Genomic DNA, 26,339 nt, shown 5'->3' on the forward strand with positions numbered 1-26,339 from the left:
GCAGGGGGAGTTGCGGGAATTGTTGCCCGAATGCCGGCGCGGCGCCAATCGATCCGGCGCCGGGGAGCCCGGGCCGGGGCCGGCTGCTAGAATCGCCGCCCCCGATCCCGTTCCCCGCAGGCCCCGCACGTGAGCCAGACCTCTCCGCCCGTCCCCCTCACCTACCGCGACGCGGGCGTCGACATCGACGCGGGCAACGAGGTGGTCGAGCGGATCAAGCCGCTGGTGCGGCGCAGCTTCCGGCCGGAGGTGATGGGCGGCCTGGGCGGCTTCGGCGCGCTGTTCGACCTGTCGGGCAAGTACCGCGAGCCGGTGCTGGTCTCCGGTACCGACGGGGTGGGCACCAAGCTCAAGCTGGCCCAGCAACTGGGCCGCCACGACACCATCGGCATCGACCTGGTGGGCATGTGCGTGAACGACGTGCTGGTGCAGGGCGCCGAGCCGCTGTTCTTCCTGGACTACTTCGCCACCGGCAGGCTGGACGTGGAGACCACGGTGGCCGTGGTCGGCGGCATCGCCCGCGGCTGCGAGGAAGCCGGGTGCGCGCTGATCGGCGGCGAGACCGCCGAGATGCCGGACATGTACGCCCCGGGCGAGTACGACCTGGCCGGCTTCACCGTGGGCGCCGTGGAGAAGTCGGCGCTGCTGGACGGCGGCAAGGTGCGCGAGGGCGACGTGCTGCTGGGCATCGCCTCCTCCGGCCCGCATTCCAACGGCTACTCGCTGGTGCGCCGCATCTACGACCGCGCCGGGCGGCCCGCCGACGTCCACGTGGGCGGGGTGCCCCTGGCCGATGCGCTGATGGCGCCCACCCGGCTGTACGTCAAGCCGGTGCTGGCCCTGCTGCGCGAACACGGCCAGGCGATCCACGCCATGGCCCACATCACCGGCGGCGGCCTGACCGAGAACATCGTGCGGGTAGTGCCCGAGGGCCTGGGGGTCGAGATCGAAGCCTCGGCGATCGTGCTCCCCCCGGTGTTCGATTGGCTGCAGCGCGAGGGCGCGGTGGCCGATGCGGAGATGTGGCGCACATTCAACTGCGGCATCGGCTTCGTGCTGGTGGTCCCGGGCGACGGCATCGCGGCGGTGGCCGCCGCCCTGGACGCGCAGGGCCTGGAGCACCGCGCCATCGGCCGGGTCGTCGTGGCCGCCGGCGCCGGCGAGCGCGTGCGCATCGGCTGAATGAGCGCGCGCATCGCAGTCCTCGCCTCCGGGCGCGGCAGCAACCTGCAGGCCCTGCTCGACGCGATCGGCGCCGGCCGCCTGGACGCGCGCATCGCCGGCGTCTTCTCCGACCGCCCCGATGCCGCCGCGCTGGACCGGGTGGAGCCGGCGCTGCGCTGGAGCGCCGACGCGCGCACCTTCCCCGACCGCGCCGCCTTCGACGCGGAGCTGGCGCGGGCCGTGGCCGCCTGCGCGCCGGACTGGGTCTTCTGCGCCGGCTACATGCGCATCCTGGGCGAGGCCTTCGTGCGCCGCTTCGAGGGCAGGCTGCTCAACGTGCACCCCTCGCTGCTGCCGCGCTACAAGGGCCTGCACACCCACGCCCGCGCCCTGCGCGCCGGCGACGCCGAGCATGGCGCCAGCGTGCACTTCGTGGTGCCGGAGCTGGACTCCGGCGCGGTGGTCGCGCAGGTCCGCATCCCGGTACTGCCCGGCGACACCGCCGATACCCTGGCCGAGCGCCTGCTGCCGCAGGAGCACCGGCTGGTGGCCGCGGTGATGGCGCTGGCCGCCAGCGGCCGCCTGGCTGAACGCCACGGTCAGGTCCAACTGGATGGTCAGACCCTGTTTAGACCGCTGCGACTAGATTCCGCTGGCGTCCTGCACCCGGACTCACGCGACTGACACCATCGCCCGGGCATGCTGGGGCGCGACCTTCCTCCCGCCCCCCGACGATGAGCCCGACCACGCCCTTCCGGATTCCATCCCGCCTGCTGCTGCTCGCCTGCCTGTGCGCATGCGCGGCGGTCGCTCGCACCCAGGATGCGGAGATGGCGGCTTCGGAGCCGGCCGTGCAATCGCCCGGCGAAGCCCCGGCCGATGCGGTGCTGGAACCGTTCCTGGCCACCTACGATGCCTGGTATCGCGGCCGCCAGGCCGGCGACGCCAGCCTGCAGGTGAGCGAGGCCGGGGACGGCCGCTGGCGGGTGGACCTGTCCATCCGCGGCGCGCGCGGCCTGGCCGGGCTGGCCCGGCTCAACATCGAGCAGAGCACGGTGTTCGAGGACGACGCCGGCCGGTACCGGCCGCTGAGCCAGAGCACCGTGCGCAAGGCGATGCTGCTGGACAAGCGGGTGACCGGCACCTACGACTGGGGCACGATGCAGGCGCACTGGGACGGCGACCTGAAAAAGGACCGGCGCCGCCCGCTGGCGCTGCAGCCGGGCGACATGAGCGCGCTGCTGATCAACCTGGCGGTGATCCGCGATGCCCGCGCCGGCGCCGTGCTGCATTATCGTTTCGTCGACGGCGGGCGCGTGCGCGAGCACGTCTACCACGTCGCCGCGCAACCGGAGACACTGGCCGTGGCCGACATGAGCTACGACGCGCTGCGCGTGGCCCGCACCGACCACGACGGCGACCAGACCGTGCTGTGGGTCGCCGGCGGCGTGCCCACCCCGATCCGCATCCTGCAGCGCAAGGACGGGCGGGACGAGATCGACCTGAGACTGGTGGAATACCGAGGAGCCCGAGGATGAGCAACCGCACCCCTTCCCTCCGCCGCAGCCTGGTGCCGGCCTGCCTGGCGGCGTGGCTGCTGCTGGCCGCCGCGTCCGTGCAGGCCGCCGCGCTGGCGCCGTTCGACGCGCGCTACCAGGCCAGCTACATGGGCATGCAGGCCAACGGCCGCATGACCCTGGCCCGCGAGGACGGGAACTGGAAGTACCAGCTCAACGTCCGCAACCAGCTCGCCGACCTGACCCAGACCACCGTGTTCGACGAGCACCAGGGCCGGCTGCGCCCGCTCAGCAGCAGCGACCGCTCGGTGATGCTGATCAAGCGCCGGTCAGTGGCGGCCAACTACGACTGGTCGGCCGCGCAGGCCACCTGGAGCGGCGACGTCAAGCCCGAGCGCCGCGGCCCGGTGGCGCTGCAGCCCGGCGACATGGACGCGCTGCTGATCAACCTGGCGGTGGTCCGCGACGTGGCCGCGGGCAACCCGCTGGCCTACCGCATGGTCGACGAGGGCCGGGCCAAGGCGATGCGCTACGAGGTGGCCGGCAAGGAGCAGATCACCGTCTCCGGCAAGCAGCGGCAGGCGACCAAGGTGGTGCGGCGCGACGACAAGCGCGAGACCGTGGCCTGGATCGTCGCCGGCCTGCCGGTGCCCGCGCGCATCCTGCAGCGCGAGAACGGCCAGGACACCATCGACCTGACCCTGCAGTCGGTGAACTGAACCGCCTGCGCCCGGCGCCGCTACCGCGCGGGCGCGGCGGCGGGACCCGCCTCCGTGGCGTCCTCGCCGAACACGGTGCGGCAATCCACCCGGATCGCCTCGCCGCTGCGGTACCAGCGAAAGGTAGTGCACTCGCGGCTGCCTTCCCGTCGCGTCTGCGCGGTCACCGCGTACATCGCCTGCAGTATCTCGCCGCGGGCCACCGTGCCGTCCGCGTTCCAGTCCATGTCGGCGGTGGCGATGCCACGGGTGGCGGCCATGCCGGCCCAGCCGGCCCAGCCGACCGCCAGCAACGCCGCCGCCAGCAGCGCCAGCAGGACCTTCCGGCGCCGGGTCAGCCGGCCGCGCAGCAGCATCAGGCGTCCCCCCGGCCCGACACCCGCCGGATCCGCGCACCGAGCGCACCGAGCTTCTCCTCGATGTTCTCGTAGCCGCGGTCCAGGTGGTAGATGCGGTCGATGGTGGTCTGGCCCTCGGCGACCAGCCCGGCCAGGATCAGCGAGGCCGAGGCGCGCAGGTCGGTGGCCATCACCGGCGCGCCGCCCAGGCGCTCGACGCCGCGCACGATCGCGGTGTGCCCGTCGACCTGGATGTCCGCGCCCAGGCGCAGCAGTTCGTTGACGTGCATGAAGCGGTTCTCGAAGATCGTCTCGCTGATCACGCCCACGCCCTCGGCCACGCAGTTGAGCGCCATGAACTGCGCCTGCATGTCGGTCGGGAACGCCGGGTACGGCGCGGTGGTCAGGCTGACCGCCTTCGGCCGGCGCCCGTGCATGTCCAGGGTGATGCTGTCGGCGGCGACGGTGATCTCCGCGCCGGCCTCCTGCAGCTTGTCCAGCACCGCCTCCAGCGTGTCGGGGCGCGCCCGGCGCGCGGTGACACGGCCGCCGGTCATCGCCGCGGCGACCAGGAAGGTGCCGGTCTCGATCCGGTCCGGCAGCACCGCGTGGCGGCCGCCGCTCAGGCGCTCCACCCCGTGGATGGTGATCCGCGAGGTGCCCGCGCCCTCGATCCGCGCACCCAGCGCGTTGAGGCAGTTGGCCAGGTCGGCGACCTCCGGCTCCATCGCCGCGTTCTCCAGCACGGTGGTGCCCTCGGCCAGGGTGGCGGCGGCCATTACGTTCTCGGTACCGGTCACGGTGACCATGTCGAACACGAAGCGCGCGCCCTTCAGCCGCCGCGCGCGCGCCTTGATGTAGCCGCCCTCCACGCCGATCTCCGCGCCCAGCGCCTGCAGGCCCTTGATGTGCTGGTCCACCGGGCGCGAGCCGATCGCGCAGCCGCCGGGCAGCGAGACCTCGGCCGCGCCGTAGCGCGCCAGCAGCGGCCCCAGCACCAGGATCGAGGCGCGCATGGTCTTGACCAGCTCGTACGGCGCCACGTGCTGGTTCACCCGGCGCGGGTCCACCACCAGGCCGCTGCCGCGCGAGAGCGTGCCCTGGTCGAATTCGACTCCGGCGCCCAGCTCGCCCAGCAGCTTGAGCGTGGTGACCACGTCGTGCAGGTGCGGCACGTTGACCACCTCCACCGGCGCGTCGGCCAGCAGGGTGGCGCACAGGATGGGCAGGACGGCGTTCTTGGCGCCGGAAATGGCGACCTCGCCGCGAAGCGGCACGCCGCCGTTGACTACGATCTTCTGCATTGAAGGCGGGGTCTGGAGATTGGGAATGGGGATGGCGGCGGACGGCGCGTCAGCCGCCGGCCGTCGCCTCTTCGGGCGTGACGGTCTTCAGCGCCAGGGCGTGGATCGCCCCGCCCATCAGCTCGCCCAGGGTGGCGTAGACCATGCGGTGGCGGGCCAGCGGCAGCTTGCCGGCGAACGCCGCGCACACCACGGTGGCTTCGAAGTGCACGCCATCGTCGCCCTGTACCCGGGCCTGGGACCCTGGCAGGCCGGCTTCGATCATGCGGGCGATGGTGTCGGCGTCCATGGAGCGCTTGGCCTAGAATGAGGCGCCATAGTCTAGCGAATCCGGGGCCGCCCGGGCCGACGCGCATGCCTGCTCACGTCCCCTCCGCCACCGATGCCGATTGCCTGGTCGCCAGCGGCCGGCGCGTGTTCCAGATCGAAGCGCAGGCGCTGGAGGCGGTCGGCGCGCGCGTCGGCGCGGACTTCGCCCTGGCCTGCCAGCGCATCCTGGCCTGCCGCGGGCGCGTGGTCTGCACCGGCATGGGCAAGTCCGGGCACGTGGCGCGCAAGATCGCCGCCACCCTCGCCTCCACCGGCACCCCGGCGTTCTTCGTCCACCCCGGCGAGGCCGGCCACGGCGACCTGGGCATGATCACCGACGCCGACGCGGTCCTGGCCCTGTCCTATTCGGGCGAGTCGGACGAGGTGCTGATGCTGCTGCCGGCGCTGCGCCGGCTGGGCAACATGGTGATCGCCATGACCGGCCGGCCACAGTCGACGCTGGCCCGCGAGGCCGACGTGCACCTGGACGTCAGCGTGCCGGCCGAGGCCTGCCCGCTGCACCTGGCGCCGACCTCCAGCACCACCGCCTCGCTGGCGATGGGCGATGCGCTGGCGGTGGCACTGCTGGAGGCGCGCGGCTTCACCGCCGACGACTTCGCCCGCTCGCACCCGGCCGGCAACCTCGGCCGCCGCCTGCTGCTGCGCATCACCGACGTGATGCACGGCGGCCAGGACCTGCCCCAGGTCGGGGAAGACGCCAGCCTGGCCGAGGCGCTGATGGAGATGAGCCGCAAGCGCCTGGGCATGACCGCGGTGGCCGGCGCCGACGGCCGCCTGGCCGGCATCTTCACCGACGGCGACCTGCGCCGCGCGCTGGACCGCGGCATCGACGTGCGCCAGGCCGGCATCGCCCAGCTCATGACCCGCAACCCGCGCACCGTCGACGCCGGGCAGATGGCCGCCGAGGCCGCGCACCTGATGGAGCGCCACCAGATCAACGGCCTGATCGTGGTCGACGCCGACGGCCGCGCGGTCGGCGCGCTCAACATTCACGACCTGTTGCGCGCGCGCGTGGTTTAACCCCCCAATGCCCCAAGAGCCCTTCGTGCCCTACGATCCCCTCGCCAGCGTCACCCCCGACATCCACAAGCGCGCCGGCCGCATCGGCCTGGTCTGCCTGGACGTGGACGGGACCCTTACCGACGGCCGCCTGTACTTCGACAGCGCCGGCAACGAACTGAAGTCCTTCAGCGTGCTCGACGGCCAGGGCCTGACCCAGTTGCTGCGGTTCGGATTCCACGTGGCGCTGATCACCGCCCGTCCCAGCCTGGTGGCGCAGAAGCGCGGCGCCGACCTGGGCCTGGAGACTCACATCGGCGTGCTCGACAAGCTCGCCTGCATGGACGATCTGATCGAACGCCACGGCCTGTCGCGCGAACGCACCTGCTTCGTCGGCGACGACCTGCCGGACCTGGACTGCCTGCGCGAGGCCGGCCTGGCGGTGGCGCCGGCCAACGCGCACCCGTGGATCGCCGAGATCGTGCACTGGCGCACCCGCGCGCGCGCCGGCGAAGGCGCGGTGCGCGAGGTCTGCGACGTGCTGCTGGCCGCGCAGGGCCACGTGCCGGCCATCCTCGCCGGCCATGGCTCGCGCGACGGACGGCGTGCATGAGCTGGCGCACCGGCCTCGGCCTGGCGCTGCTGGTGGCCGCCATCGTCAGCGGCTGGTCGGCCTGGCGCATGCGCGACCGCAGCGCGCCGGCCGCGGCGCAGGCCCAGCGCTCCGACTACGTGCTGCGCGACTTCGAGCTGGTGGCACTGGGCAAGGACGGCGCCGAGTCGCTGCGGCTGCGGGCGCCGCAACTGCAGCGCAGCCGCGACGACGAGAGCCTGGACATCGACGCGCCGGTGTTCCTGATCCCCGCGGCGCAGGGACCGTGGAGGGTGCGCGCCGACCGCGGCTGGGTGAGCCCCGACGGCGACCTGGCCCGGCTGGAAGGCGACGTGTCCGGCCACAGCGACCCGGCCGAAGGCCCGCCCACCACCTTCCGCACCACCCGCCTGGAACTGCTGCCGGACCAGGACCTGGTCCGCACCGGCGCGCCGGTCACCCTGACCCGGCCCGGTATCATGCAGACCGGCACGGGGCTGGAAGCCAACCTCAAGACCCGCCAGTACCGACTTCTTTCGCAGGTCAGGACCCGCTATGAACCTTCCGTGCGCCGCTAGTCCCCGGCCCCGTCGCGCGTGCACCAAGCGCGCCGCCGGCCTACCGGGCGCTGCCTTGCCGAATGCGCTCCTGCCGGGCGCGCTCGCGCTGGGCGTGCTGCTGCTCGGCGCGCTCGCACCGGCGCCGCCGGCCCAGGCCAAGTCCTCCGACCGCAACCAGCCGATGACCCTGGACTCGGACAACTCCGACTGCAGCCAGCTTGCCGACGCCAATTCGCGCTGCGTGTTCACCGGCGGCGTGGTGATCGTCCAGGGCACCCTGGACATCCGCGCCGAGCGCGCCGAGATCCTGCAGCGCAGCGGCGAGACCGAGCAGGTCATCCTGACCGGCAAGCAGGCCAGCATGAAGCAGGAGATGGACGACGGCACCACCATGAACGCGCGCGCCGACCGCATCGTCTACGAGCCGAAGAAGGAAACCCTGACCCTGACCGGCAACTACCAGGTCGATTCGCCGCGCGGCAGCAACAGCGGCCAGCGCATGGTCTACGACATGGCCAGCGGGCAGATGCGCAGCGGCGGCGACGGCAGCCGGGTGCGCACCGTGATCCAGCCGCGGCAGCCGGCCGCCACGCCGGACGCGCCCGGGAGCGGCGGCTGATGCTGGTCGCACAGGGCCTGCGCAAGCGCTACCGGCAGCGCGAGGTCGTGCGCGACTTCGGCCTGAGCCTGGACGCCGGCGAGGTGGTGGGCCTGCTCGGCCCCAACGGCGCCGGCAAGACCACCTGCTTCTACATGATCGTCGGCCTGGTCGCCGCCGACGCCGGGCGCATCGTCCTGGACGGCCGCGACATCACCGCCGAGCCGATGCACGCGCGCGCGCGCCTGGGCGTGGGCTACCTGCCGCAGGAGCCGTCGGTGTTCCGCAAGCTGAGCGTGGCCGACAACCTGCGCCTGGTGCTGGAGCTGCGCGACGACCTGGACCGCGAAGGCATCGAGCGCGAATTGTCGTCGCTGCTGGACGAACTGCAGATCGGCCACGTCGCCGACCAGCTCGGCGCCAGCCTGTCCGGCGGCGAACGCCGCCGCTGCGAGATCGCCCGTGCCCTGGCCGCGCGCCCGCGGCTGATGCTGCTGGACGAGCCCTTCGCCGGCGTCGATCCCATTTCCGTGGGCGAGATCCAGCGCATCGTCACCCACCTCAAGAACCGCGGCATCGGCGTGCTGATCACCGACCACAACGTGCGCGAGACCTTGGGAATCTGCGACCGGGCGTATATCCTCGCCGAAGGAAGCGTACTGGCGCAGGGGGCGCCGGACGCGCTGCTGGCCGACCCGGACGTGCGCCGGGTCTACCTCGGGGACACTTTCCGCCTGTAGGCACCCGCCCAGGAACCGCCCCCGGCCGGCAGCCCCGCCGCCCCACACCTGGCAGGGACATGAAGGCACGGCTGCAGACATCGCTGGGACAGCACCTGGTCATGACGCCGCAGTTGCGCCAGGCCATCCGCCTGCTGCAGATGTCCTCGCTCGAACTGCAGGCCGAGGTCGCCGAAGCCATCGAGACCAACCCGCTGCTGGAGTGGACCGACGAGGCCCAGCACGAGCCGGTCGCCGGCGACCCGGGCGACGCGCAATCGCCTTCCGATACGGACGCGGACGCGTCCTCGGCGCCGGGCGACGCCGCCGACGACGGCGACTGGTCCAGCGACGAGCCGGCCTGGGCCGGCGGCGGCTTCGACGACGAGGACGGCGACGGCGCCGCCGAGCGCATGAGCGAGCCGGAAGACCTGTCCAGCCACCTGCTCTGGCAACTGCACCTGTCCCACCTGTCCGGGCGCGACCGCCACATCGGCGCGGCGCTGATCGACTCGCTGGACGAGGACGGCTACCTGCGCGAGCCACTGGCGGCCATCGCCCAGGCCCTGCTGCCGGAAGTGCATGCCGGCGAGGACGAGATCCTGGCCGTGCTGCACCAGGTGCAGCGCTTCGATCCGGTCGGCGTGGCCGCGCGCAGCCTGGCCGAATGCCTGCGCCTGCAACTGGATGCGCTGGCCGGCGACACCCCCAGCCTCGAACTGGCGCGGCGCATCGTCGACGGCCCGCTGGAACGGCTGCCGCGCAGCGGCATCGACGGCATCGCCCACGAGCTGCGCTGCGCGCCGGCCGAGGTCGAGCAGGCCGTGCACCTGGTGCGCTCGCTGGACCCGCGCCCGGGCAAGCAACTGGCCGGACTGGACCACGACAGCTACGTGGTGCCCGACTGCGTGATCTGGCGCCAGCGCGGGATGTGGAAGGTGGCGCTGTCGCGGCAGGCGCTGCCGCGGGTGTCCATCCATCGCGGCTACGAGCAGATGATCCGCCGCTGCGGCGAGGGCGATGCCGGCTACCTGCGCACCCAGTTGCAGGAGGCGCGCTGGCTGCTCAAGAGCCTGGAGGCCCGCGGCGACACCCTGCTCAAGGTGATGCGCTGCCTGCTGCGGCAGCAGGCAGCGTTCCTGGAGTTCGGCGAACAGGCGCTGCGGCCGCTGACCCTGCGCGAGATCGCCGGCGAGGTCGGCGTGCACGAATCCACCGTCTCGCGCGCCATCGCCCGCAAGTACGTGCGCACCCCGCGCGGCACCCTGCCGCTGAAGGCCTTCTTCGCCTCGGGCATCGACACCGAGGGCGGCGGCGAGGCTTCCAGCACCGCCATCCAGGCCATGATCCGCCGTCTCATCGATGACGAGAACCCGCGCAAGCCCTTGTCTGACGCCAAGCTGGCCGACGTGCTCAAGGAAGACGGCATACCGGTGGCGCGGCGCACGGTGGCGAAGTATCGTGAAGCCATGAACATTCCGGCTTCGCACGATCGGGTCCGCATTGGCTGAGAACGCGGCATCCGCATCGCACGGGGCCGCCCACGCGGCAGACCCAGGAGGTTCACGATGCGCATCGAAACGTACGGCCAGCAGCTCGAGGTCACCCCGGCCCTGAACGAGTACGTGCAGAGCAAGCTGCAACGCCTCGACCGCCATTTCGACCAGCCCATCGAGGTGCGCGTGCAGTTGGGGCTGCGCAAGCCCGCCCACCACGCCGCGGCCGACCTGATCGTCCCCGGCAAGACCCTGCATGCCGACGCCGACGGCGAGAACATGTACGCGGCCATCGACCTGCTGGCCGACAAGCTCGACCGCCTGGTCGTCAAGCACAAGGAAAAGCAGCAGCAGTACACCGCCCGGGTGGTGCCCGACACCCTCTAGAACCGGGCGCCGTGGCCGGCGGCGCCCATGCGCCGCCGGTTTGGGCGACAATCGTGCGACTCCGCCGCCGAGACCGGGTCGCATGAGAAACGCCAGCATCACCGCCCGCGAGCTGTTCGACCAGCAGCAGGAAAGGCTGTGCCTGCGCTGGCTGGCCGGGCAGAAGGGCGAGCACCGCGAGATCGAGTCCGGCCAGACCAACGCCCGCCGCCCCTCGCTGGCCGGCTACCTCAATGCGGTCTATCCCAACAAGGTGCAGATCCTGGGCAGCGAGGAGCTGACCTGGCTGGACTCGCTGGACTCGCGCCAGCGCTGGGAGACGATCGAGAAGATCGTCCAGTTCCGCCCGCTGGCGCTGGTGATCAGCAAGAACCAGTCCTGCCCCGAGGACCTGCGCGCGGCGGCCGAGGAGTCGGACACCCCGCTGTGGATCTCGCCCAAGCGCGGCCATGAGCTGCTCAACCACCTCTCCTACCACCTGGCCCGCACCCTCGCCCCGCGCGTCACCCTGCACGGGGTGTTCATGGAGATCTACTCCATCGGCGTGCTGATCACCGGCGAGGCGGGATCGGGCAAGAGCGAACTGGCCCTGGAACTGCTCAGCCGCGGCCACCGCCTGGTCGCCGACGATGCCCCTGAGTTCACCCAGATCGCCCCGGACGTGCTCGACGGCACCTGCCCGGAACTGCTGCAGGACCTGCTGGAAGTGCGCGGCCTGGGCGTGCTGAACGTGCGCGAGATGTTCGGCGACACCGCGGTGAAGAAGAACAAGTACCTGCGCCTGATCGTGCACCTGACCCGGCCGATGACCGAGCCCAACCCGCACGGCTACGAGCGCCTGACCGGCGACTCGGGCACCCGCCACGTGCTCGACCTGGACGTGCCGCTGATCACCCTGCCGGTGATGCCCGGCCGCAACCTGGCGGTGCTGACCGAGGCCGCCACCCGCCTGCACATCCTGCGCACCAAGGGCATCGACCCGGCGGCCATCTTCATCGCCCGGCACAACAACCTGCTCGAGCGGCGCGGGGCATGAACGCGTCCAAGCCAACCCTGGTGATCGTCAGCGGCCTGTCCGGGTCGGGCAAGTCGGTGGCGCTGAAGACCTTCGAGGACCTGGACTACTACTGCGTCGACAACCTGCCGGTGGAACTGCTGCCGGCCTTCGTGCGCAGCCTGATCCGCGACGACGGCCTGCCCGAGCGCATCGCGGTGGGCATCGACGTGCGCAGCCGGCACAGCGACCTGAGCCGGCTGGCCGAGTGGCGCGCGCTGGCCTCCACCCTGGGCGCGGACGCGCGCCTGCTGTTCTTCGAGGCCGACGACCAGATCCTGCTGCGGCGCTACGCCGACACCCGCCGCCGGCACCCGCTCAGCCGCCTGGGCCTGTCGCTGCCGCAGGCCATCGCCCGCGAGCGCCAGGTCACCCGGCCGCTGCGCGAGGAGGCCGACGCGGTGATCGACACCAGCGAACTCAACGTGCACCAGTTGCGGCGCCAGGTCATCACCGGCTTCGCCCTGGAGCACAGCCCGGGGCTGTCGCTGCTGTTCGAGTCCTTCGCCTACCGCCGCGGCGTGCCCGAGGAGGCCGACTTCGTGTTCGATGCGCGGGTACTGCCCAACCCGCACTGGGACCCGGAACTGCGTCCGCTGACCGGGCGCGACGCCCGGGTCCGCGACTACCTGGACGCGCAGCCGGAGGTGGAGGCCTACGCCGGCCAGGTCGCCGCCTTCCTCGACACCTGGCTGCCGAAGCTGCGCACCGACACCCGCGCCTACGTCACCGTGGCCTTCGGTTGCACCGGCGGCAAGCACCGCTCGGTCTACCTGGCCGAACGGCTGGCGGCCCACGCCCGCGAACAGGGCTGGGACGAGGTGGCCACCTACCACCGCGAGCAGGACTGACCCGCCCCTCGCGGGGAAGCGGGTACCGCCCGGCGAGCCCGTCCCGGGACATCCGCGGCCGCCGGCAACAAAGTGGCCGACACCCACTGACGGCGGTCATAGCGCTCTGTTAACTTCTCACCATGGCCTGTGGCATTCTCCTCATCACCCATCCCGGCGTCGGCAGTGCGCTGCTGGCGGTGGCGACCGCCCTGCTGCGCAACCTGCCGCTGCGGGTGGAAGCCTTCGACGTGCCGTTCGACGCCGACCTGGAGCAGTTGCTTCCCCAGGCTTCGGCGGCCTTGCGCCGGGTCGATGGCGGCGAAGGCGTGCTGGTGCTGACCGACCTCTATGGCGCCAGTCCGAGCAACCTGGCCCAGCGCCTGGCCCGGCTGGGCACGCCGGTGCGCAGGGTCTCGGCGCTGAGCCTGCCGATGCTGCTGCGGGTGCTGAACTACCCGGAACAGGGACTGGACGAACTGCCCGCCACCGCCGCGGCGGGCACGCGCAACGGAGCGATCATCGACGATGCTTGAACGAGAACTCACCGTCTCCAACCGCCTGGGCCTGCATGCCCGGGCCACCGCCAAGCTGGTGCAGGCGCTGGCGCCGTTCCGCTGCACGGTCACCCTGCAGGCGAAGGGCCGTGAGGTCAACGCCAAGAGCATCATGGGCGTGATGCTGCTGGCCGCCGGCCAGGGCACGCCGGCACGGTCCGCGCCGATGGCGAGGACGAGGCCACGGCGATGGATACGCTGGCGGCGCTGTTCGAACGCCGCTTCGACGAGGACGCATGAGCCCGTCCGGGCCGGCCGGCTCCCGCATGCCTTGCGGACACCGGTGTCCGCAAGGCATGCGATGAGGCAGGTCTTCGCCGACCACGGCGCCTCGCGCGGCCTGGCCCTGGGCCGGGCACGCGTGCGCCTGTCGCGCGCCCTGGAAGTGGGCGAGCGCCACGTTCCCGCCGCGCAGGTCGGGGCCGAGGCGCAGCGCCTGCAGCACGCCCTGGACGCGGCGCGCGAGGAGATGCGCGCGCTGCGCGAGAAGCTGCAGGGCGCGCTGTCGGACGAGGCGGTGGAATTCGTCGACCTGCACGCCCTGCTGCTGGACGACCCGGAACTGATCCAGGCCCTGGACGGGCTGATCCGCCAGGAACGCTACTCCGCCGGCTACGCCCTGCGCGTGCAGCGCGACCGCCTGGCGGCGGTGTTCGAGCGCATGGACGACCCCTACCTGAAGGCCAGGCTCGACGACCTGGACCACATCATCGGTCGCATCCACGCCCACCTTTATCGTCGCGAACCGGCCCCGCGCAGCACCGCCGGCGAGGTCCTGGTCTGCGACAACGTGGCCCCGTCGGAACTGATCCAGTTGCAGGCGCAGGGCGTGGTGGCGGTCGTCTCGGCGGCCGGCAGCCCGCTCTCGCACAGCGCGATCCTGGCGCGCAGCCTCTACCTGCCGCTGGTGGTCGGCGCCACCGAGGCACTGGACCGGATCAACGACGGCGACGTGCTCATGGTCGACGGCGAGAGTGGCCGGATCGTGCTCGACCCGGACGCGGCCGACCTGCGCGACTACCGCGCCCGCCGCCAGCAGGAAGCCCGCGAACGGCGCGGCCTGGAGCGGCTGCGCAGCAAGCCCACCCGCACCCTCGACGGCACCGACATCGTGCTGTACGCCAACGCCGAGTCGCGCGAGGACATGGCCCGCGCCCATGCGGTCGGCGCGGCCGGCGTGGGCCTGTACCGCACCGAGTTCCTGTTCCTGCAGCGCGAGGAACTGCCGGACGAGGAGGAACAATTCCTCGCCTACCGCGACGCGGTGCTGGCCATGGGCGGGCGCCCGGTCACCTTCCGCACCCTGGACCTGGGCGCGGACAAGGCCGACCGCGCCGGGCTGGCCCTGGCCAACGAGGACAATCCGGCGCTGGGCGTGCGCGGCGTGCGCCTGTCGCTGCTGTACGACGAGGTGTTCGACACCCAGTTGCGCGCGATCGCACGCGCGGCCGCCTATGGACCGCTGCGCGTGCTGGTGCCGATGGTCAGTTGCCGCGAGGAACTGCTGATCGTGCGCCGGCGCCTGCGCCGCGCGGTGGCCGCCGTGCGCCGGCGCGGCGTGGCGGTGGAGCCTCCGCCGATGGGCGCGATGATCGAGGTGCCGGCCGCCGCCATCGGCGTGCACGGCCTGCTCGACGCGGTGGACTTCCTGTCGGTGGGCACCAACGACCTGGTCCAGTACCTGCTGGCGGTGGACCGCAACAACGATGCCCTGGGCGGGCTGTACTCACCGCTGCATCCGGGCGTGCTGCGCCTGTTGGCCCACGTGATCGGCGCCGGCGCGCGGCACGGCACGCCGGTGGCGGTATGCGGCGAGATGGCCGGCGACCCGATGCTGGCGCCGTTGCTGCTGGCGCTGGGCCTGCGCGAGTTCAGCCTGCACCCGGCCAACCTGCTGGAACTGCGCCGCGCGATCCGCGATTGCGACCTGTCCGCCTTGCAGGCGCGCGCCGACAAGCTGCTGCAGGCACGCGACCGCGCCGCCATCGAACGCTGGCTGCAGGCCGCCGTCCCGGCGTGACGCCGCTTCCGTCGCGCACGCACGGCGACCGCGACGGAAGCGCATCCGACACCCTGGCCACGGACCTTGCCGGGCGACCGCGCTACCGTCGGACCCGCGCGCGAATCGTCCGTCGCCGGTTTTTGCCCTATCAAATGCCGGGCGCGACGGGGATAATGGCGGCCATGAACGCCTGACCCGCCGCGCGTCACGTCGCGGCCCCTGCCCCGACAAACCGGAGACGCGCATGGCCGAAGCCGTCCGCCACGACAAAACCGCGCGCCAACTGCGCATGCTGTCCGATGCACTGGGCAGCGGCCGGCTGGGCCCGGTGCGGAGGCTGGTCAACACCCTGTCCCCGGCCGAGATCGGCAACCTCCTCGAATCGCTGCCGCCAGGCAAGCGCCAGGTGGTGTGGGGCCTGGTCGACCCCGAGGACGACGGCGAGGTCCTGGTCCACGTCGGCGAGGAGGTGCGCGAGAGCCTGCTGGCCGACATGGACACCGACGAGATCGTCGCCGCGGTCGAGGACCTGGACATCGACGACCTGGCCGACCTGGTCGAGGACCTGCCGGACACGGTCATCGACGAGGTCCTCAAGTCGATGGACCGCGAGAACCGCGAGCGCCTGGAGCAGGTGCTGTCCTACCCGGAGGACACCGCCGGCCGCCTGATGAACCCGGACGTGGTCACCGTGCGAGCCGACGTCAACGTCGACGTCGTGCTGCGCTACCTGCGCCTGCGCGGCGAGCTGCCCGAACACACCGACCACCTGTACGTGGTCAGCCGGCGCCACCAGTACCTGGGCCGGGTGGCGCTGGCCGCGCTGGTCACCCACGAGGACTCCACCCCGATCAACCGCCTGGTCGACGACCGCCAGCCGGCGATCGACGTGGGCGAGTCCGACCAGGAAGTGGCGCGCATGTTCTCCGACCACGACTGGATCAGCGCCCCGGTGGTGGACGACAACAACATCCTGCTGGGCCGCATCACCATCGACGACGTGGTCGACATCATCCGCGAGCAGGCCGAGCACCAGGCCCTGGGCGCGGCCGGCCTGGACGAGGACGAGGACCTGTTCAGCCCTGTCTGGCGCGCCATGCGGCGGCGGCTGGTGTGGCTGTTCGTCAACCTGTGCACCGCCTTCGTGGCCGCCAACGTGGTCGGCCAGTTCGAGGGCACCATCGACAAGCTGGTGGCGCTGGCGGTGCTGATGCCGATGGTGGCCGGGCTGGGCGGGAACGCCGGCACCCAGGTGCTGGCGCTGATGGTGCGCGGGCTGGCGCTGGGCCAGGTGGGCGCATCCAACGTGCGCACCCTGCTGTGGAAGGAATTGCGCGTGGCCCTGTTGAACGGGGTGCTGATGGGTACGGTGCTGGGCCTGATCGTGCTGGCCTGGTTCCACAACATCGGCCTGTCGGTGGTGATCTTCGTCGCCCTGACCTGCAACCTGCTGCTGGCCGCTTCCGCCGGCGTGCTGATCCCGCTGACCCTGAAGCGGATGGGCTTCGACCCGGCGCTGGCCAGCGGCATCTTCCTCACGGCCATCACCGATTCCATGGGCTTCTTCACCTTCCTCGGGCTGGCCACCCTGCTCCTGCTGCGCTGAAACCGCATCGCGGCGGGGCTTTTCCTACGCACGGCGGCGGCGTACGCCGATGGCGGCGCCCGGCAGCGGACGCGAAGCTGCGGCCATGCCCATTCCCGAGCGCCGCCATGCGCGCCTTGCTGTTTCTCCTGCTGTGCCTTCCGGCCTGCCCGGTGTTGTCGGCACCGCCGCCCGAACCGATGCTGGCCACCTCCTACCGCGACGGTGTGCCGGTATCGGCGTTCCTGGTCAGCGAGAAGCTCGACGGCGTGCGCGGCCGCTGGGACGGCCGGATGTTGTGGACCCGCGGCGGCGCGCGGATCCGTCCTCCGGCCGCGTTCACGCGCGGCTGGCCGGCCGAGCCGATGGATGGCGAACTGTGGATCGGGCGCGGCCGGTTCGACGAGGCCAGCGCCACCGTCCGCCGCGTCGAGGCCGACCCGCGGGCCTGGCGCGAGATGCGCTTCATGGTGTTCGACCTGCCCGCGCACCCGGGCCCGTTCGCCGACCGGGTCGCACGCATGCACGGGCTGGTGGCGGCCGCCGGCAACCCGGCACTGGCGATGATCCCCCAGCGGCGTTTCGGCACCGCCGCCGAACTGGATGCCGAGCTGGCCCGGGTGGTCGCGGCGGGGGGCGAGGGCCTGATGCTCCACCGGCACGATGCCCTGTACCGTGCCGGGCGCAGCGATGCGCTGCTCAAGTACAAGCCTCACCAGGACGCCGAAGCGCAGGTGGTCGCGCATCGGCCCGGCAAGGGGAAGTACCAGGGCCTGATGGGAGCCCTGCAGGTACGCACGCCGGAGGGGCGTAGCTTCCGCATCGGCAGCGGCTTCACCGATGCCCAGCGTATCGCGCCGCCTGCGCCGGGAAGCTGGGTGACGTACCGCTACAACGGCTTCACCTCCACCGGCCTGCCGCGCTTCGCCCGCTTCGTACGGGTGCGCGACGAACCGCCGCCACCCGATCCGGTGCGCTGAGCGCCGGGCGCGTTGCCTGCGCCGTTCCCGGCACAGGCGGGATTCGGTGACGTGCGGCGTTGCACCCATCGGTGCGACGCCGGCCCGCCACCGCCTCAGAAGCTGGCGCGCACGCCCAGCCGGTAGAAGCGCAGGTCGTCGTAGAACTCGGCCTCGCCCACCAGGCCCCAGGTTGGGGTGATCTTGAACTGGACGCCGACGTTGCCGACGGCCGAGCTTTCGATCAACAGGTTGTCGTCCACCCGCACGTAGCCGGCCTTGGCCCATAGCTCGGCGTGCGGCGAGGGCCTGCCGCGGATGCCCAGCATGAGCTTGCCGGCCTGCAGGTGGTCGCTGCCACGGATGCCCTCCTGTGGGTAGGCGCGGTCCTCGTAGTCCACTCGCGCCCCCAGCCGCAGCAGCGACAGTTCACTGAAGAAGTCGGTGCGCGAGGACAGCGAAAGGCGCGCACCGAAGCCGAGTTCGGCTTGGTCGATGGCCACCTTCAGGCGTTCGTCGCCGGCGTTCCAGCTTTGCGAGACCCGGTCGTAGCCGCCGAACAGGTACAAGCCGTCGGTGTCCGGCAGGGCCACCGAACCGCGCGCGTAACCGCCGTTGCCGCTCTCGTCGAGGCCGTACATGTCCACGTCCAGCCGCGCCGCGCCGGCTTCGACATAGGTGTAGCCCGGGCCCGCGGCGGCCGGTGCGGCACGACCGGGCGCGGCGGCGGCCTGCGACTGCGCGGTTCCGGGCACGGCGGCTTCGTCCTTGTGCCCGTCCCACCAGGGGGAGTTCTGCGCATGGGCCGGAACCGCCATGGCCAGCGTCGCAAGCACGGCCAGGCAGCCGGCCTTGGAGTCGATCATCATCGAGAGTTTCCTTCTTTCGATTGGGTGGCGGCCTTCCCCCGCCACGGTGCCGGCTCCACCCAGAACGGGCCAAGCCGGATGAGATTTAAAAAATTAGATTAAATACGCTGTAGATCGTCAAGCGGTAGTCACTGACTCTGGTCGGCATGGTCACCACCGACAGCCAGCCGCCGGACGATGCCAGGCAGCGGATTTCCAGGAACATCAAAGCCTTGCGCAAGGCCCACGGGCTCAGCCAGGAGCAACTGGCCGAACGCGCCGACTTCCACCGCACCTACGTCTCGCAACTGGAGCGCTGCGTGACCAACATCAGCATCGACGGCCTGAACCGGCTGGCGACGGCACTGGAGGTCGACGTGCTCGAATTGCTGAAGCCCCCGGAGGACTGAGGCGCGGCGCCGAACGCGGCCGCGCAGCACGGACGCCTTGCCCCGCTCCGGTCCGAAGCGGCGTATGGTCGCGCTCCGCTGCGTACCCTCCCCTGTAGCCTCGCCTGGAACCCCCACGATGCGCCTGCACTCCGTCCGGTCCTTGTTCACCCTGCTGCTCCTGCCGGCCCTGATGGGCGCCTGCCAGCCCCGGTCCGAGCGGCCCGATGGCGGCCGCTTCGTCGAGTGCGAACTGCACTTCGAGGGCGCACGGTTCCACTACGCCGTGTTCGTCCCGGCCGACGCCGACGCCAGGCCACTGCCGGTGGTGCTGTTCCTGCACGGCTCGGGCGAACGCGGCCGCGACGGCCATGCCCAGACCTCGGTCGGCCTTGGCCCCTGGCTGCGCCGACAGGCCGGCCGCTTCCCGGCATTGGTAGCCGCGAGGCGGCCCTGCAGCCGCACGAGGACCTGAGCGAGTACCTGTGCCCGCGCTGCGAGGACATCGTGCTGGTGGTGCGCCACCCGGATCTGGAACAGGTCCGCGCCGCGGCTGCCGACGGCCATCCAGAGGCGCAGGCGCAGTTGGCGCTGCTGCAGGAATACCTCGACCGCCGCGGAACCGGCTGACCGCCGCACCGCCCGGGCCCGCTCCCTCTAGGGCCGGCCTCAGCCGCGCAGGCGCGCGATCAGCTCCGCGGTCACCGCGTCGGCCGCCTGCGACTCCCCGCGCAGCGCCGGCAGCAGGGTGCTGGCCACCTGCTTGCCCAGCTCCACGCCGAACTGGTCGAAGGCGTTGATGCCCCACACCACCGACTGCACGTAGACGCTGTGCTCGTACATGGCCAGCAGCGCGCCCAGCGACTGCGGGGTCAGCGCATCGAGCAGGATCGTGGTGCTCGGGCGGCCGCCCGGATAGGCGCGGTGCGGGTCGTCGCTGGGCTGGCCGTTGGCCAGCGCCTCGGTCTGGGCCAGCAGGTTGGACAGCAGCGCCTCGTGGTTCTGCGCGTACGGATCGTCGTTGCGCACGGTGCCGATGAAGTCGGCCGGCACGATGCCGGTGCCCTGGTGCAGGGCCTGGAAGAAACTGTGCTGCACGTCGGTGCCCGCCCCGCCCCACCACACCGGCACGGTGTCGGCGGCCACCGCGCTGCCGTCCAGCCTCACCCGCTTGCCCAGCGACTCCATCACCAGTTGCTGCAGGTAGGCCGGCAGCAGCGAAAGGCGCTGGTCGTAGGTCATCACCGCGTGCGAGGCCAGGCCCAGGGCGTTGCGGTTCCAGACCGCGGTCAGGCCGTGGCGCACCGCCAGGTTGGATTCCAGCGGCGCTTCCAGCGCATGCGCGTCGAACTGCGCCGCGCCTTCCAGTAACTGCTCGAAGCGCTCAAAGCCGATCGCCAGCGCGATCGGGAAGCCCACCGCCGACCACAGCGAGTAGCGCCCGCCCACCCAGTCCCACATCGGCAGCACCCGTTCGGCGGCGATGTCGAACGCCGCCGCCGCGCGCTCCGGGTTGGCGCTGACCGCGTAGATGCGCTCGCTGCCGCCCAGCCAGTCGCGCACGATGGCGCCGTTGAGCAGGGTCTCCTGGGTGCCGAAGGTCTTGGAGATGAAGATGGCGGCGGTACGCTCGGGATCCAGCGGCGCCAGCGTGCGCTGCGCGGCGGCGCCGTCGACGTTGGAGATGAAGTGCACGCGGAAACGGCCCGGCAGCGGCCCGCGCAGCGCGTCGGCCACCAGCCGCGGCCCCAGGTCAGAGCCGCCGATGCCGACGCTGACGATGTCGGTGACGTCGCCGGCTTCCAGCGCCTGGATCAGCCCGTGCATGCGCTGGCGCACCTCGGCCGCGGTGCGGAATGCCTCGCGCGCGGCGGCGGCCGGCGACAGGTCGCCGCGCAGCGCGGTGTGCAGCGCGGCACGGTCCTCGGTGACGTTGACCTTGTGCCCATCGAACAGGCGCCGGAAGGCGCCGGCCAGGTCGCGCCCGCGCCCCAGCGCCAGCAACGCATCCCAGGCCCGGGCGTCGTAGCGCTGGCGGGCGAAGGTCGCGTACAGCGGCCCCACCCGCAGCGCCTGCTCGCGCACCCGTCCCGGCTCGGCTTCCAGCAGTTGCGCGATGCCGGTGCCGGACAGGCGCTGGGCATGGGACTGGAGAAGTTCGAAACCGGGAGAGGATGCGGTCATCAGGCGGCCTGCTTGGGGATGGAATGGTTGGTATGGGTGATGCGGTTGGCGGCGTCCACGTACACCAGGTTGGGCTGGAAGCCCTCCACCTCGGCCGCGTTGAGCTGGGCGAAGGCGGCGATGATCACCAGGTCGCCCACCTGCACGTGGCGCGCGGCGCCACCGTTGAGCGAGATGATCCCGCTGCCCTCCTCGGCGCGGATGGCATAGGTGGAGAAGCGGCTGCCGTTGTTGACGTCCCACACGTGCACCTGCTCGAACTCGCGGATGCCGGTGGCGTCGAGCAGCAGCCCGTCGATCGCCACCGAGCCTTCGTAGTTCAGCTCCGAATGGGTGACGGTGGCGCGGTGGATCTTGGCTTTCAACAGGGTCAGGTGCATCGTGCGTTCAACTCTTGCGTCGTGGATGTTAGCAACGCGCGCGGCGTTGCGCCGGAAACCGCCGGCGCGGCGTGCATCTTGCGCGCGTCCGGCATCGGCGGCGGCGCCCCGGACCGGCAGCGGTCCGATGCGGCCAGGCCGCCGGGCGTTCAAAACTCCAGGTTGTCGATCAGCCGCGTGTTGCCCAGCCGCGCGGCGACCAGTGCCACCCGCGGCCCCGGCTCGCCGTCGTCCGGCAGGCTCAGGTCGGGGCGCCGCAGCGCGGTGTAGTCGACCGTGAAACCCTGCTCGTCCAGCCGTGCGGTGGCCTGCCGCTCCAGCACGGCACGGGACGTGCCGGCCTCGTGCGCCTGGCGCATGTGGTGCAGCAGGCGATGGATCGCGCTGGCGCGCGGGCGCTCGTCGGCGCCCAGGTACTGGTTGCGCGAACTCATCGCCAGGCCGTCGTCCTCGCGCACGATCGCCCCGCCCAGGATGCGGATCGGGAAATGCAGGTCGGCCACCATCTGCCGGATCACCGCCAGTTGCTGGTAGTCCTTCTTGCCGAAGGCGGCCACGTCCGGCTGCACCTGGTTGAACAGGCGCGTGACCACGGTGCATACGCCGTCGAAGTGGCCGGGGCGGCACTCGCCCTCCAGCACCCCGCTGACGCCCGGCACGTGCACGTTGGCCGCCAGTTCCACGCCGAACGGATACATCGACTCGACCGTGGGCAGCCACAGCACGTCGCAGCCGGCGGCCTCCAGGCCGGAGGTGTCCGCGTCGGGGGTGCGCGGGTAGCGGGTGAAGTCCTCGCTCGGCCCGAACTGGGTCGGATTGACGAACACGCTGGACACCACGCGGTCGGCATGCTGCCGGGCCAGGGCCACCAGCGAGTAGTGGCCGGCGTGCAGGTTGCCCATGGTCGGCACGAAGCCCACCCTCAGGCCCTCGCGTCTCCAGCCACGCAGGCGTTCGCGCAGGGCGTCCAGGGCGGTGATGGTCTCGATCATTCGGTGCTCAGGCGTAGGCGTGTTCGGCGTCGGGGAAACTGCCGTCGCGCACCGCCCCGGCATAGGCGCGCACCGCGCCGGCGACCGAGCCGCCCTGCGCGAGGAAGTCCTTGACGAAGCGCGGCCGGCGGTGGCCGCTGTCCAGGCCGAGCAGGTCGTGCAGCACCAGCACCTGGCCGTCGCAATGCGGGCCGGCGCCGATGCCGATGGTGGGGATGTCCACGGCCGCGGTGATGCTGCGCGCCAGGCCGGTGGGCACGCATTCGAGCACCAGCAGCGACGCGCCGGCCGCGGCCACCGCGCGCGCGTCGTCCAGGAGCTGCGCGGCGGCCTTCTCCTCGCGCCCCTGCACCTTGAACCCGCCCAGCCGCAGCACCGATTGCGGGGTCAGGCCCAGGTGCGAGCACACCGGGATCTCGCGCTCGGCCAGGAACCGGATCACGTCGAGCTTCGGCCCGGCGCCCTCCAGCTTGACCATCTGCGCGCCGGCCTGGAGCAGCGCCACCGAGGCGTCCAGCGCCCGCTCGGGAGTGGCGTCGGCCTGGAACGGCAGGTCGGCCAGCAGCAGTGCCTGGTCCAGCCCCCGGGCCACGGCCGCGGTGTGGTAGGCGATGTCGGCCACCGTGACCGGCAGGGTCGAGCCGTGGCCCTGCACCACCATGCCCAGCGAGTCGCCCACCAGCACCAGGTCGATGCCGTTGCGGTCCATGACCCGGGCGAAACCGGCGTCGTAGGCGGTCAGCATCGCCAGCCGGCGCCCCTGGCGCTTGGCCTGCGCCAGGGCCGGCACGGTCCATGGCTTTTGCTCGGCATGTACGCTCATTTCGGCTTCCGGTGGGGCGGGCGCGGCATTATCGCGCAAAACCCCGCACGGGCCGGTGCGGCCGGCGGCATGCAGCGTCCCCGATCAGGCATCGTCCAGCGCCAGCACGCCTTCGGTATCGACGCCACGCAGTGCGTCGGCCACGCTGCCATGCCCGGGAAACGGTTCTGCCGGCGCGATCTCGGCCAGCGGCAGCAGGGCGAAGGCGCGCTCGTGCAGGCAGGGGTGAGGCACGCGCAGGCCCGGCTCGTCGACCACCTGGCCGCCGTACAGCAGCAGGTCCAGGTCCAATACCCGTGGTCCCCAGCGCGTGGATGCGGCATCGCCGTCGCGCTGGCGGCCGGCCTGGCGCTCGATCTCCAGCAATTGCGCCAGCAGGGCCTGGGGCGCCAGCCCGGTCCGCAGCAGGGCGGCGGCGTTGATGAAGTCCGGCTGGTCGGTGCGGCCCCAGGCCGCGGTCCGGTAGAAGCGGGACACGGCCAGCAGGCGGGTGTCGGGCAAGGCGGCCAGCGCGTCGACGGCGCGGCGCAGGGCCGCCTCCGGATGTCCCAGGTTGGCCCCCAGGCCGATGCAGGCGTTGGCCTGGGCCGTCATTCCGCGGCGGCGGCGGGCAGGCGCCGGCGCCGGCGCCGGCGGCGGGCCGCGGGTTCGGCATCCTCGTCGGTGCCGGCGGCGCTGGCCGCCTCCAGGCTGGCCGACAGCGCATCGCCGGAACTGGCCTGCGCCTGCGTCCAGAACTCCACGTCGGCGGCATGCGCATCCGAAGCGACCAGGCGCAGCACGAGGAAATCGTAGGCGGCACGGAAACGCGGATGCGCCAGCAGCCGGAACACGCGCTTGCGCTGGCGGCTGGAGAAGCGCGACTGCAGCAGCCATATCTCCTGCATCGGCAGCGAGAAACGCTTGGGCAGCGCGATGGTCTGCACCTGGTGCAAGGTCACCCGGTCGACGGCGCGGCGCTGCGCCTCCTCCACCGGCATGCCCTGGGCCTGCAGCCCGGCCAGGGTGCGGCAATAGGCCGGCCACAGCAGCAAGGCGAACAGGAACGCGGGCGAGACCGGCTCGTCGGCCGCCACCCGCGCATCGGTCTGGGCCAGGCCCTGGAGCAGCATCCGCCGCAGCGCGCCGCTGCGGTTGGAGCGCAGGGCCGCGGCCGTATCGGGCAACAGCGTGGCCAGCAGGCCGTGCCGCTCCAGGCCCTCGAAGCTGGGCACCGCGTGCCCGGCCAGGAACATCTTGAGCATTTCCTCGAACAGCCGCGCCGGCGCGGCCTCGCCCAGCAGCGGGGCCAGCACCGGGATCGGCGCGGCGGTGGCCGGCTCGATGGAAAAATCCAGCTTGGCCGCCAGCCGCACCGCGCGCAGCATGCGCACCGGGTCCTCGCGGTAGCGGGTCTCCGGGTCGCCGATCAGGCGCATGGTCCGCGCCTGCACGTCCTCGAAGCCGCCCACGTAGTCGCGCACCGAGAAATCCTCGATGGCGTAGTACAGGGCATTGCAGGTGAAGTCGCGGCGGACCGCGTCGTCCTCGATGCTGCCGTAGACGTTGTCGCGCACCAGGCGGCCGTCCTCCAGCTCGCGGTCGCCGCTGCCGTCGTCGCTGTTGGCGCGGAAGGTGGCCACCTCGATGATCTCGCGCCCGTAGACCACGTGGGCCAGGCGGAAGCGGCGGCCGATCAGCCGGCAGTTGCGGAACAGTTGCCGCACCTGCTCGGGCGTGGCGTCGGTGGCCACGTCGAAGTCCTTCGGGTGCAGTTCCAGCAGCAGGTCGCGGACCGCGCCGCCGACCAGGTACGCGCCGAAGCCGGCCTCGCGCAGGCGGTAGAGCACGCGCAGCGCGTTGGGGCTGATGTCCCGGCGGGAGATCGTGTGCTGGTCGCGCGGGATGGCGCGTGGAGCGAGGAGCGGGAGGGCTTGCGGGTCGATGGGCGTACTTCCGTGAACGGGGACGGGCCGGGCGATTGCCGACCGGCTGGCGCGTGAATATACTAGCGCGCCTTCGCCGGCGACACCCGCAACGCTCCCTTCGTCTAGTGGTTAGGACGTGGCCCTCTCAAGGCTAAAACAGGGGTTCGAGTCCCCTAGGGAGCGCCACCCAGGTGCGGCGAAGCACCGAAGACCCCGCTCGCGGGGTTTTTTGTTGCCCGACGCAAAAGCCCCGCCATGGCGGGGCTTTTGCGTGTCCGGGCCGTCCTCCCAGCCCCGCGAGGGGGCCGGGAGGCGCCGGGTCACCCCTCCATCTGTTCGAGCTTGATGCCCTTGGTCTCGCGCACGAAGCGCAGGACGAAGAACACCGACACCACCGCCGCCACCAGGTACAGGGCGTAGGTCGAGGCCAGCCCGATCCCCGCCAGCAGGATCGGGAAACTCATGGTGATCGCAAAGTTGGACGTCCACTGCGCCGCGCCGGCCACCGCCAGCCCCGAGCCGCGGATCTGGTTGGGGAACATCTCCCCCAGCATCACCCACATCACCGGGCCCCACGACACGTTGAAGAAGACCACGTACACGTTGGCCGCCACCAGCGCCAGCGTGCCCATCGCATCGGACAACTGCAGGTGACCGTCCACCAGCGACCCGCTGGCGAACGCCCACACCACCAGCGCCAGGCTCACCGCCATGCCCGCCGAGCCCACCCACAGCAGCGGCTTGCGCCCCACCTTGTCGATCAGCACCACCGTCACCAGGCACGCGCCGATGCTCAGCGCACCGGTCAGCACGTTGATCAGCAGCGCGTCGGCCTCCGAGAACCCCACCGCCTGCCACAGCACCGCCCCGTAGTAGAACACCACGTTGATGCCCACCAACTGCTGGAACGTGGCCAGGCCGATGCCCACCCACACGATCGGACGGATCTTGCCGGTGGCCTTGCTCACCAGGTCCGACAGCCGCGGCCGGTGGTGGTCGGCCGACAGCGAGGCCTCGATCTCCCCCAGCGTGTCCTGCGCGGCCTGCGCCCCGTACAGCCGGCCCAGCACCGCCAGCGCCTGCGCCTTGCGCTGCTTGACCACCAG

Annotated in this window: 30 protein-coding genes, 1 tRNA gene and 1 pseudogene; 21 read left to right on the forward strand and 11 right to left on the reverse strand. The window is 71.9% G+C overall.

Annotated features, from left to right (window positions below; all coding sequences use genetic code 11):
• Nucleotides 1-129 precede the first annotated feature (129 nt).
• Genes purM through HNR76_RS09070 form a run of 4 tightly spaced genes read left to right on the forward strand, consistent with a single transcriptional unit; the run spans nt 130 to nt 3,400 of the window.
• Nucleotides 130-1,182, forward strand: a complete 1,053-nt coding sequence (gene purM, locus HNR76_RS09055; RefSeq protein WP_162312161.1) for a phosphoribosylformylglycinamidine cyclo-ligase — start codon at nt 130-132, stop codon at nt 1,180-1,182.
• Complete coding sequence (gene purN, locus HNR76_RS09060; RefSeq protein WP_162312160.1) at nt 1,183-1,848, forward strand: phosphoribosylglycinamide formyltransferase; 666 nt, start codon at nt 1,183-1,185, stop codon at nt 1,846-1,848.
• Between the two features lie 50 nt (nt 1,849-1,898).
• Nucleotides 1,899-2,702 carry a DUF3108 domain-containing protein gene (locus HNR76_RS09065; protein ID WP_425501833.1) on the forward strand — a complete coding sequence of 268 codons (804 nt, stop codon included), beginning with the start codon at nt 1,899-1,901 and terminating at the stop codon, nt 2,700-2,702.
• Entirely contained in the window at nt 2,699-3,400 is a 702-nt protein-coding gene (locus HNR76_RS09070) for a DUF3108 domain-containing protein (protein ID WP_162312158.1), read from the forward strand. The genes HNR76_RS09065 and HNR76_RS09070 overlap by 4 nt, the downstream gene beginning before the upstream one ends.
• A 20-nt stretch (nt 3,401-3,420) precedes the next feature.
• On the opposite strand, the gene HNR76_RS09075 is transcribed toward HNR76_RS09070, so the two are convergent.
• The 3 genes from HNR76_RS09075 to HNR76_RS09085 are packed head-to-tail and all read right to left on the reverse strand — an operon-like array spanning nt 3,421 to nt 5,331.
• Nucleotides 3,421-3,756 (reverse strand): hypothetical protein, encoded by a 336-nt coding sequence (locus HNR76_RS09075; RefSeq protein WP_162312157.1) that lies wholly within the window; start codon nt 3,754-3,756, stop codon nt 3,421-3,423.
• Nucleotides 3,756-5,042 (reverse strand): UDP-N-acetylglucosamine 1-carboxyvinyltransferase, encoded by a 1,287-nt coding sequence (gene murA, locus HNR76_RS09080; RefSeq protein WP_162312156.1) that lies wholly within the window; start codon nt 5,040-5,042, stop codon nt 3,756-3,758. Before murA ends, HNR76_RS09075 begins: the two co-directional genes overlap by 1 nt.
• Before the next feature lie 49 nt (nt 5,043-5,091).
• A complete protein-coding gene (locus HNR76_RS09085; RefSeq protein ID WP_162312155.1) occupies nt 5,092-5,331 on the reverse strand; it encodes a BolA family protein in 240 nt (79 codons plus the stop codon).
• A 65-nt stretch (nt 5,332-5,396) separates the two neighbouring features.
• Between HNR76_RS09085 and HNR76_RS09090 the strand changes: the two genes are divergently transcribed.
• The 13 genes from HNR76_RS09090 (at nt 5,397) to HNR76_RS09155 (ending at nt 17,731) form a co-directional block, all read left to right on the forward strand.
• On the forward strand, nt 5,397-6,392 hold the full coding sequence (locus HNR76_RS09090; RefSeq protein WP_162312154.1) for a KpsF/GutQ family sugar-phosphate isomerase: 996 nt from the start codon (nt 5,397-5,399) through the stop codon (nt 6,390-6,392).
• Between the two features lie 25 nt (nt 6,393-6,417).
• Nucleotides 6,418-6,984, forward strand: a complete 567-nt coding sequence (locus tag HNR76_RS09095; RefSeq protein ID WP_183982198.1) for a KdsC family phosphatase — start codon at nt 6,418-6,420, stop codon at nt 6,982-6,984.
• Nucleotides 6,981-7,541, forward strand: coding sequence for an LPS export ABC transporter periplasmic protein LptC (gene lptC, locus HNR76_RS09100; RefSeq protein WP_162312152.1), 561 nt, complete (start codon nt 6,981-6,983; stop codon nt 7,539-7,541). The genes HNR76_RS09095 and lptC overlap by 4 nt, the downstream gene beginning before the upstream one ends.
• 55 nt (nt 7,542-7,596) lie before the next feature.
• Complete coding sequence (gene lptA, locus HNR76_RS09105; protein ID WP_246429066.1) at nt 7,597-8,142, forward strand: lipopolysaccharide transport periplasmic protein LptA; 546 nt, start codon at nt 7,597-7,599, stop codon at nt 8,140-8,142.
• A complete protein-coding gene (gene lptB, locus HNR76_RS09110) occupies nt 8,142-8,861 on the forward strand; it encodes an LPS export ABC transporter ATP-binding protein (RefSeq protein WP_162312150.1) in 720 nt (239 codons plus the stop codon). The genes lptA and lptB overlap by 1 nt, the downstream gene beginning before the upstream one ends.
• A 59-nt stretch (nt 8,862-8,920) precedes the next feature.
• Nucleotides 8,921-10,351 carry an RNA polymerase factor sigma-54 gene (locus HNR76_RS09115; protein ID WP_162312149.1) on the forward strand — a complete coding sequence of 477 codons (1,431 nt, stop codon included), beginning with the start codon at nt 8,921-8,923 and terminating at the stop codon, nt 10,349-10,351.
• Nucleotides 10,352-10,408: 57 nt separating this feature from the next.
• Nucleotides 10,409-10,723 carry a ribosome hibernation-promoting factor, HPF/YfiA family gene (gene hpf / locus HNR76_RS09120; RefSeq protein WP_162312148.1) on the forward strand — a complete coding sequence of 105 codons (315 nt, stop codon included), beginning with the start codon at nt 10,409-10,411 and terminating at the stop codon, nt 10,721-10,723.
• A gap of 82 nt (nt 10,724-10,805) precedes the next feature.
• A complete protein-coding gene (gene hprK / locus HNR76_RS09125; RefSeq protein WP_162312147.1) occupies nt 10,806-11,759 on the forward strand; it encodes an HPr(Ser) kinase/phosphatase in 954 nt (317 codons plus the stop codon).
• Nucleotides 11,756-12,628, forward strand: a complete 873-nt coding sequence (gene rapZ, locus HNR76_RS09130) for an RNase adapter RapZ (RefSeq protein WP_162312146.1) — start codon at nt 11,756-11,758, stop codon at nt 12,626-12,628. Before hprK ends, rapZ begins: the two co-directional genes overlap by 4 nt.
• 122 nt (nt 12,629-12,750) lie before the next feature.
• Nucleotides 12,751-13,143, forward strand: a complete 393-nt coding sequence (locus HNR76_RS09135) for a PTS sugar transporter subunit IIA (RefSeq protein ID WP_162312145.1) — start codon at nt 12,751-12,753, stop codon at nt 13,141-13,143.
• Nucleotides 13,136-15,184 carry a phosphoenolpyruvate--protein phosphotransferase gene (ptsP, locus tag HNR76_RS09145; RefSeq protein ID WP_246429067.1) on the forward strand — a complete coding sequence of 683 codons (2,049 nt, stop codon included), beginning with the start codon at nt 13,136-13,138 and terminating at the stop codon, nt 15,182-15,184. Before HNR76_RS09135 ends, ptsP begins: the two co-directional genes overlap by 8 nt.
• 226 nt (nt 15,185-15,410) lie before the next feature.
• Nucleotides 15,411-16,772 carry a magnesium transporter gene (gene mgtE / locus HNR76_RS09150; RefSeq protein ID WP_162312143.1) on the forward strand — a complete coding sequence of 454 codons (1,362 nt, stop codon included), beginning with the start codon at nt 15,411-15,413 and terminating at the stop codon, nt 16,770-16,772.
• Nucleotides 16,773-16,879: 107 nt separating this feature from the next.
• Complete coding sequence (locus HNR76_RS09155) at nt 16,880-17,731, forward strand: DNA ligase (RefSeq protein WP_162312142.1); 852 nt, start codon at nt 16,880-16,882, stop codon at nt 17,729-17,731.
• 95 nt (nt 17,732-17,826) lie between these two features.
• Here HNR76_RS09155 and HNR76_RS09160 read toward each other — a convergent pair whose 3' ends face one another.
• Nucleotides 17,827-18,579 carry a hypothetical protein gene (locus HNR76_RS09160; RefSeq protein ID WP_162312141.1) on the reverse strand — a complete coding sequence of 251 codons (753 nt, stop codon included), beginning with the start codon at nt 18,577-18,579 and terminating at the stop codon, nt 17,827-17,829.
• Nucleotides 18,580-18,725: 146 nt separating this feature from the next.
• On the opposite strand from HNR76_RS09160, the gene HNR76_RS09165 reads away from it, so the two are divergent.
• From HNR76_RS09165 to HNR76_RS15600, 3 genes are all read left to right on the forward strand, one after another.
• Nucleotides 18,726-18,968 (forward strand): helix-turn-helix domain-containing protein, encoded by a 243-nt coding sequence (locus HNR76_RS09165; protein WP_162312140.1) that lies wholly within the window; start codon nt 18,726-18,728, stop codon nt 18,966-18,968.
• Between the two features lie 118 nt (nt 18,969-19,086).
• Nucleotides 19,087-19,422 (forward strand): hypothetical protein, encoded by a 336-nt coding sequence (locus HNR76_RS15750; RefSeq protein ID WP_183982206.1) that lies wholly within the window; start codon nt 19,087-19,089, stop codon nt 19,420-19,422.
• Between the two features lie 32 nt (nt 19,423-19,454).
• Nucleotides 19,455-19,577: a hypothetical protein gene (locus HNR76_RS15600; protein WP_281383378.1), complete on the forward strand. Its 123-nt coding sequence runs from the start codon at nt 19,455-19,457 to the stop codon at nt 19,575-19,577.
• Between the two features lie 39 nt (nt 19,578-19,616).
• On the opposite strand, the gene pgi is transcribed toward HNR76_RS15600, so the two are convergent.
• The 6 genes and pseudogenes from pgi to pcnB all read right to left on the reverse strand — a co-directional run.
• Complete coding sequence (gene pgi, locus HNR76_RS09175) at nt 19,617-21,131, reverse strand: glucose-6-phosphate isomerase (RefSeq protein WP_162312139.1); 1,515 nt, start codon at nt 21,129-21,131, stop codon at nt 19,617-19,619.
• Nucleotides 21,131-21,511, reverse strand: a complete 381-nt coding sequence (gene panD / locus HNR76_RS09180) for an aspartate 1-decarboxylase (RefSeq protein WP_162312138.1) — start codon at nt 21,509-21,511, stop codon at nt 21,131-21,133. Before panD ends, pgi begins: the two co-directional genes overlap by 1 nt.
• A gap of 149 nt (nt 21,512-21,660) precedes the next feature.
• On the reverse strand, nt 21,661-22,503 hold the full coding sequence (gene panC, locus HNR76_RS09185; protein ID WP_162312137.1) for a pantoate--beta-alanine ligase: 843 nt from the start codon (nt 22,501-22,503) through the stop codon (nt 21,661-21,663).
• A 7-nt stretch (nt 22,504-22,510) separates the two neighbouring features.
• The gene (panB, locus tag HNR76_RS09190) at nt 22,511-23,326 is read right to left on the reverse strand and encodes a 3-methyl-2-oxobutanoate hydroxymethyltransferase (RefSeq protein ID WP_162312136.1); all 816 of its coding nucleotides are present in this window, start codon (nt 23,324-23,326) and stop codon (nt 22,511-22,513) included.
• An 84-nt stretch (nt 23,327-23,410) separates the two neighbouring features.
• Nucleotides 23,411-23,920 (reverse strand): 2-amino-4-hydroxy-6-hydroxymethyldihydropteridine diphosphokinase, encoded by a 510-nt coding sequence (gene folK, locus HNR76_RS09195; protein ID WP_162312135.1) that lies wholly within the window; start codon nt 23,918-23,920, stop codon nt 23,411-23,413.
• Nucleotides 23,917-25,218, reverse strand: a pseudogene (pcnB, locus tag HNR76_RS09200) (polynucleotide adenylyltransferase PcnB); the annotation flags it as partial. The gene folK and the pseudogene pcnB, both read right to left, overlap by 4 nt.
• 126 nt (nt 25,219-25,344) lie before the next feature.
• Here pcnB and HNR76_RS09205 point away from each other — a divergent pair.
• Nucleotides 25,345-25,419 (forward strand) — tRNA-Glu (locus tag HNR76_RS09205).
• A gap of 134 nt (nt 25,420-25,553) precedes the next feature.
• Here the strand turns inward: HNR76_RS09205 and HNR76_RS09210 are convergent.
• A partial coding sequence (locus tag HNR76_RS09210; RefSeq protein WP_183982200.1) for an MFS transporter occupies nt 25,554-26,339 on the reverse strand: 786 nt, incomplete at its 5' end.

The sequence above is a fragment of the Pseudoxanthomonas broegbernensis genome, from assembly GCF_014202435.1.
Lineage (GTDB): Bacteria > Pseudomonadota > Gammaproteobacteria > Xanthomonadales > Xanthomonadaceae > Pseudoxanthomonas > Pseudoxanthomonas broegbernensis.

Excerpts from the sequence above, each read along its gene's own strand:
- HNR76_RS09135 (WP_162312145.1), top strand. The coding sequence starts at position 12,751 with ATGGCCTGTGGCATTCTCCTCATCACCCATCCCGGCGTCGGCAGTGCG.
- panC (WP_162312137.1), bottom strand. The coding sequence starts at position 22,503 with ATGATCGAGACCATCACCGCCCTGGACGCCCTGCGCGAACGCCTGCGT.
- mgtE (WP_162312143.1), top strand. The coding sequence starts at position 15,411 with ATGGCCGAAGCCGTCCGCCACGACAAAACCGCGCGCCAACTGCGCATG.
- HNR76_RS15750 (WP_183982206.1), top strand. The coding sequence starts at position 19,087 with ATGCGCCTGCACTCCGTCCGGTCCTTGTTCACCCTGCTGCTCCTGCCG.
- purN (WP_162312160.1), top strand. The coding sequence starts at position 1,183 with ATGAGCGCGCGCATCGCAGTCCTCGCCTCCGGGCGCGGCAGCAACCTG.
- rapZ (WP_162312146.1), top strand. The coding sequence starts at position 11,756 with ATGAACGCGTCCAAGCCAACCCTGGTGATCGTCAGCGGCCTGTCCGGG.
- HNR76_RS09075 (WP_162312157.1), bottom strand. The coding sequence starts at position 3,756 with ATGCTGCTGCGCGGCCGGCTGACCCGGCGCCGGAAGGTCCTGCTGGCG.
- pgi (WP_162312139.1), bottom strand. The coding sequence starts at position 21,131 with ATGACCGCATCCTCTCCCGGTTTCGAACTTCTCCAGTCCCATGCCCAG.
- hprK (WP_162312147.1), top strand. The coding sequence starts at position 10,806 with ATGAGAAACGCCAGCATCACCGCCCGCGAGCTGTTCGACCAGCAGCAG.
- HNR76_RS09155 (WP_162312142.1), top strand. The coding sequence starts at position 16,880 with ATGCGCGCCTTGCTGTTTCTCCTGCTGTGCCTTCCGGCCTGCCCGGTG.
- lptB (WP_162312150.1), top strand. The coding sequence starts at position 8,142 with ATGCTGGTCGCACAGGGCCTGCGCAAGCGCTACCGGCAGCGCGAGGTC.
- panB (WP_162312136.1), bottom strand. The coding sequence starts at position 23,326 with ATGAGCGTACATGCCGAGCAAAAGCCATGGACCGTGCCGGCCCTGGCG.
- HNR76_RS09070 (WP_162312158.1), top strand. The coding sequence starts at position 2,699 with ATGAGCAACCGCACCCCTTCCCTCCGCCGCAGCCTGGTGCCGGCCTGC.
- hpf (WP_162312148.1), top strand. The coding sequence starts at position 10,409 with ATGCGCATCGAAACGTACGGCCAGCAGCTCGAGGTCACCCCGGCCCTG.
- HNR76_RS09085 (WP_162312155.1), bottom strand. The coding sequence starts at position 5,331 with ATGGACGCCGACACCATCGCCCGCATGATCGAAGCCGGCCTGCCAGGG.
- ptsP (WP_246429067.1), top strand. The coding sequence starts at position 13,136 with ATGCTTGAACGAGAACTCACCGTCTCCAACCGCCTGGGCCTGCATGCC.
- HNR76_RS09165 (WP_162312140.1), top strand. The coding sequence starts at position 18,726 with ATGGTCACCACCGACAGCCAGCCGCCGGACGATGCCAGGCAGCGGATT.
- HNR76_RS09115 (WP_162312149.1), top strand. The coding sequence starts at position 8,921 with ATGAAGGCACGGCTGCAGACATCGCTGGGACAGCACCTGGTCATGACG.
- folK (WP_162312135.1), bottom strand. The coding sequence starts at position 23,920 with ATGACGGCCCAGGCCAACGCCTGCATCGGCCTGGGGGCCAACCTGGGA.
- HNR76_RS09160 (WP_162312141.1), bottom strand. The coding sequence starts at position 18,579 with ATGATGATCGACTCCAAGGCCGGCTGCCTGGCCGTGCTTGCGACGCTG.
- HNR76_RS09090 (WP_162312154.1), top strand. The coding sequence starts at position 5,397 with ATGCCTGCTCACGTCCCCTCCGCCACCGATGCCGATTGCCTGGTCGCC.
- lptC (WP_162312152.1), top strand. The coding sequence starts at position 6,981 with ATGAGCTGGCGCACCGGCCTCGGCCTGGCGCTGCTGGTGGCCGCCATC.
- panD (WP_162312138.1), bottom strand. The coding sequence starts at position 21,511 with ATGCACCTGACCCTGTTGAAAGCCAAGATCCACCGCGCCACCGTCACC.
- murA (WP_162312156.1), bottom strand. The coding sequence starts at position 5,042 with ATGCAGAAGATCGTAGTCAACGGCGGCGTGCCGCTTCGCGGCGAGGTC.
- HNR76_RS09065 (WP_425501833.1), top strand. The coding sequence starts at position 1,899 with ATGAGCCCGACCACGCCCTTCCGGATTCCATCCCGCCTGCTGCTGCTC.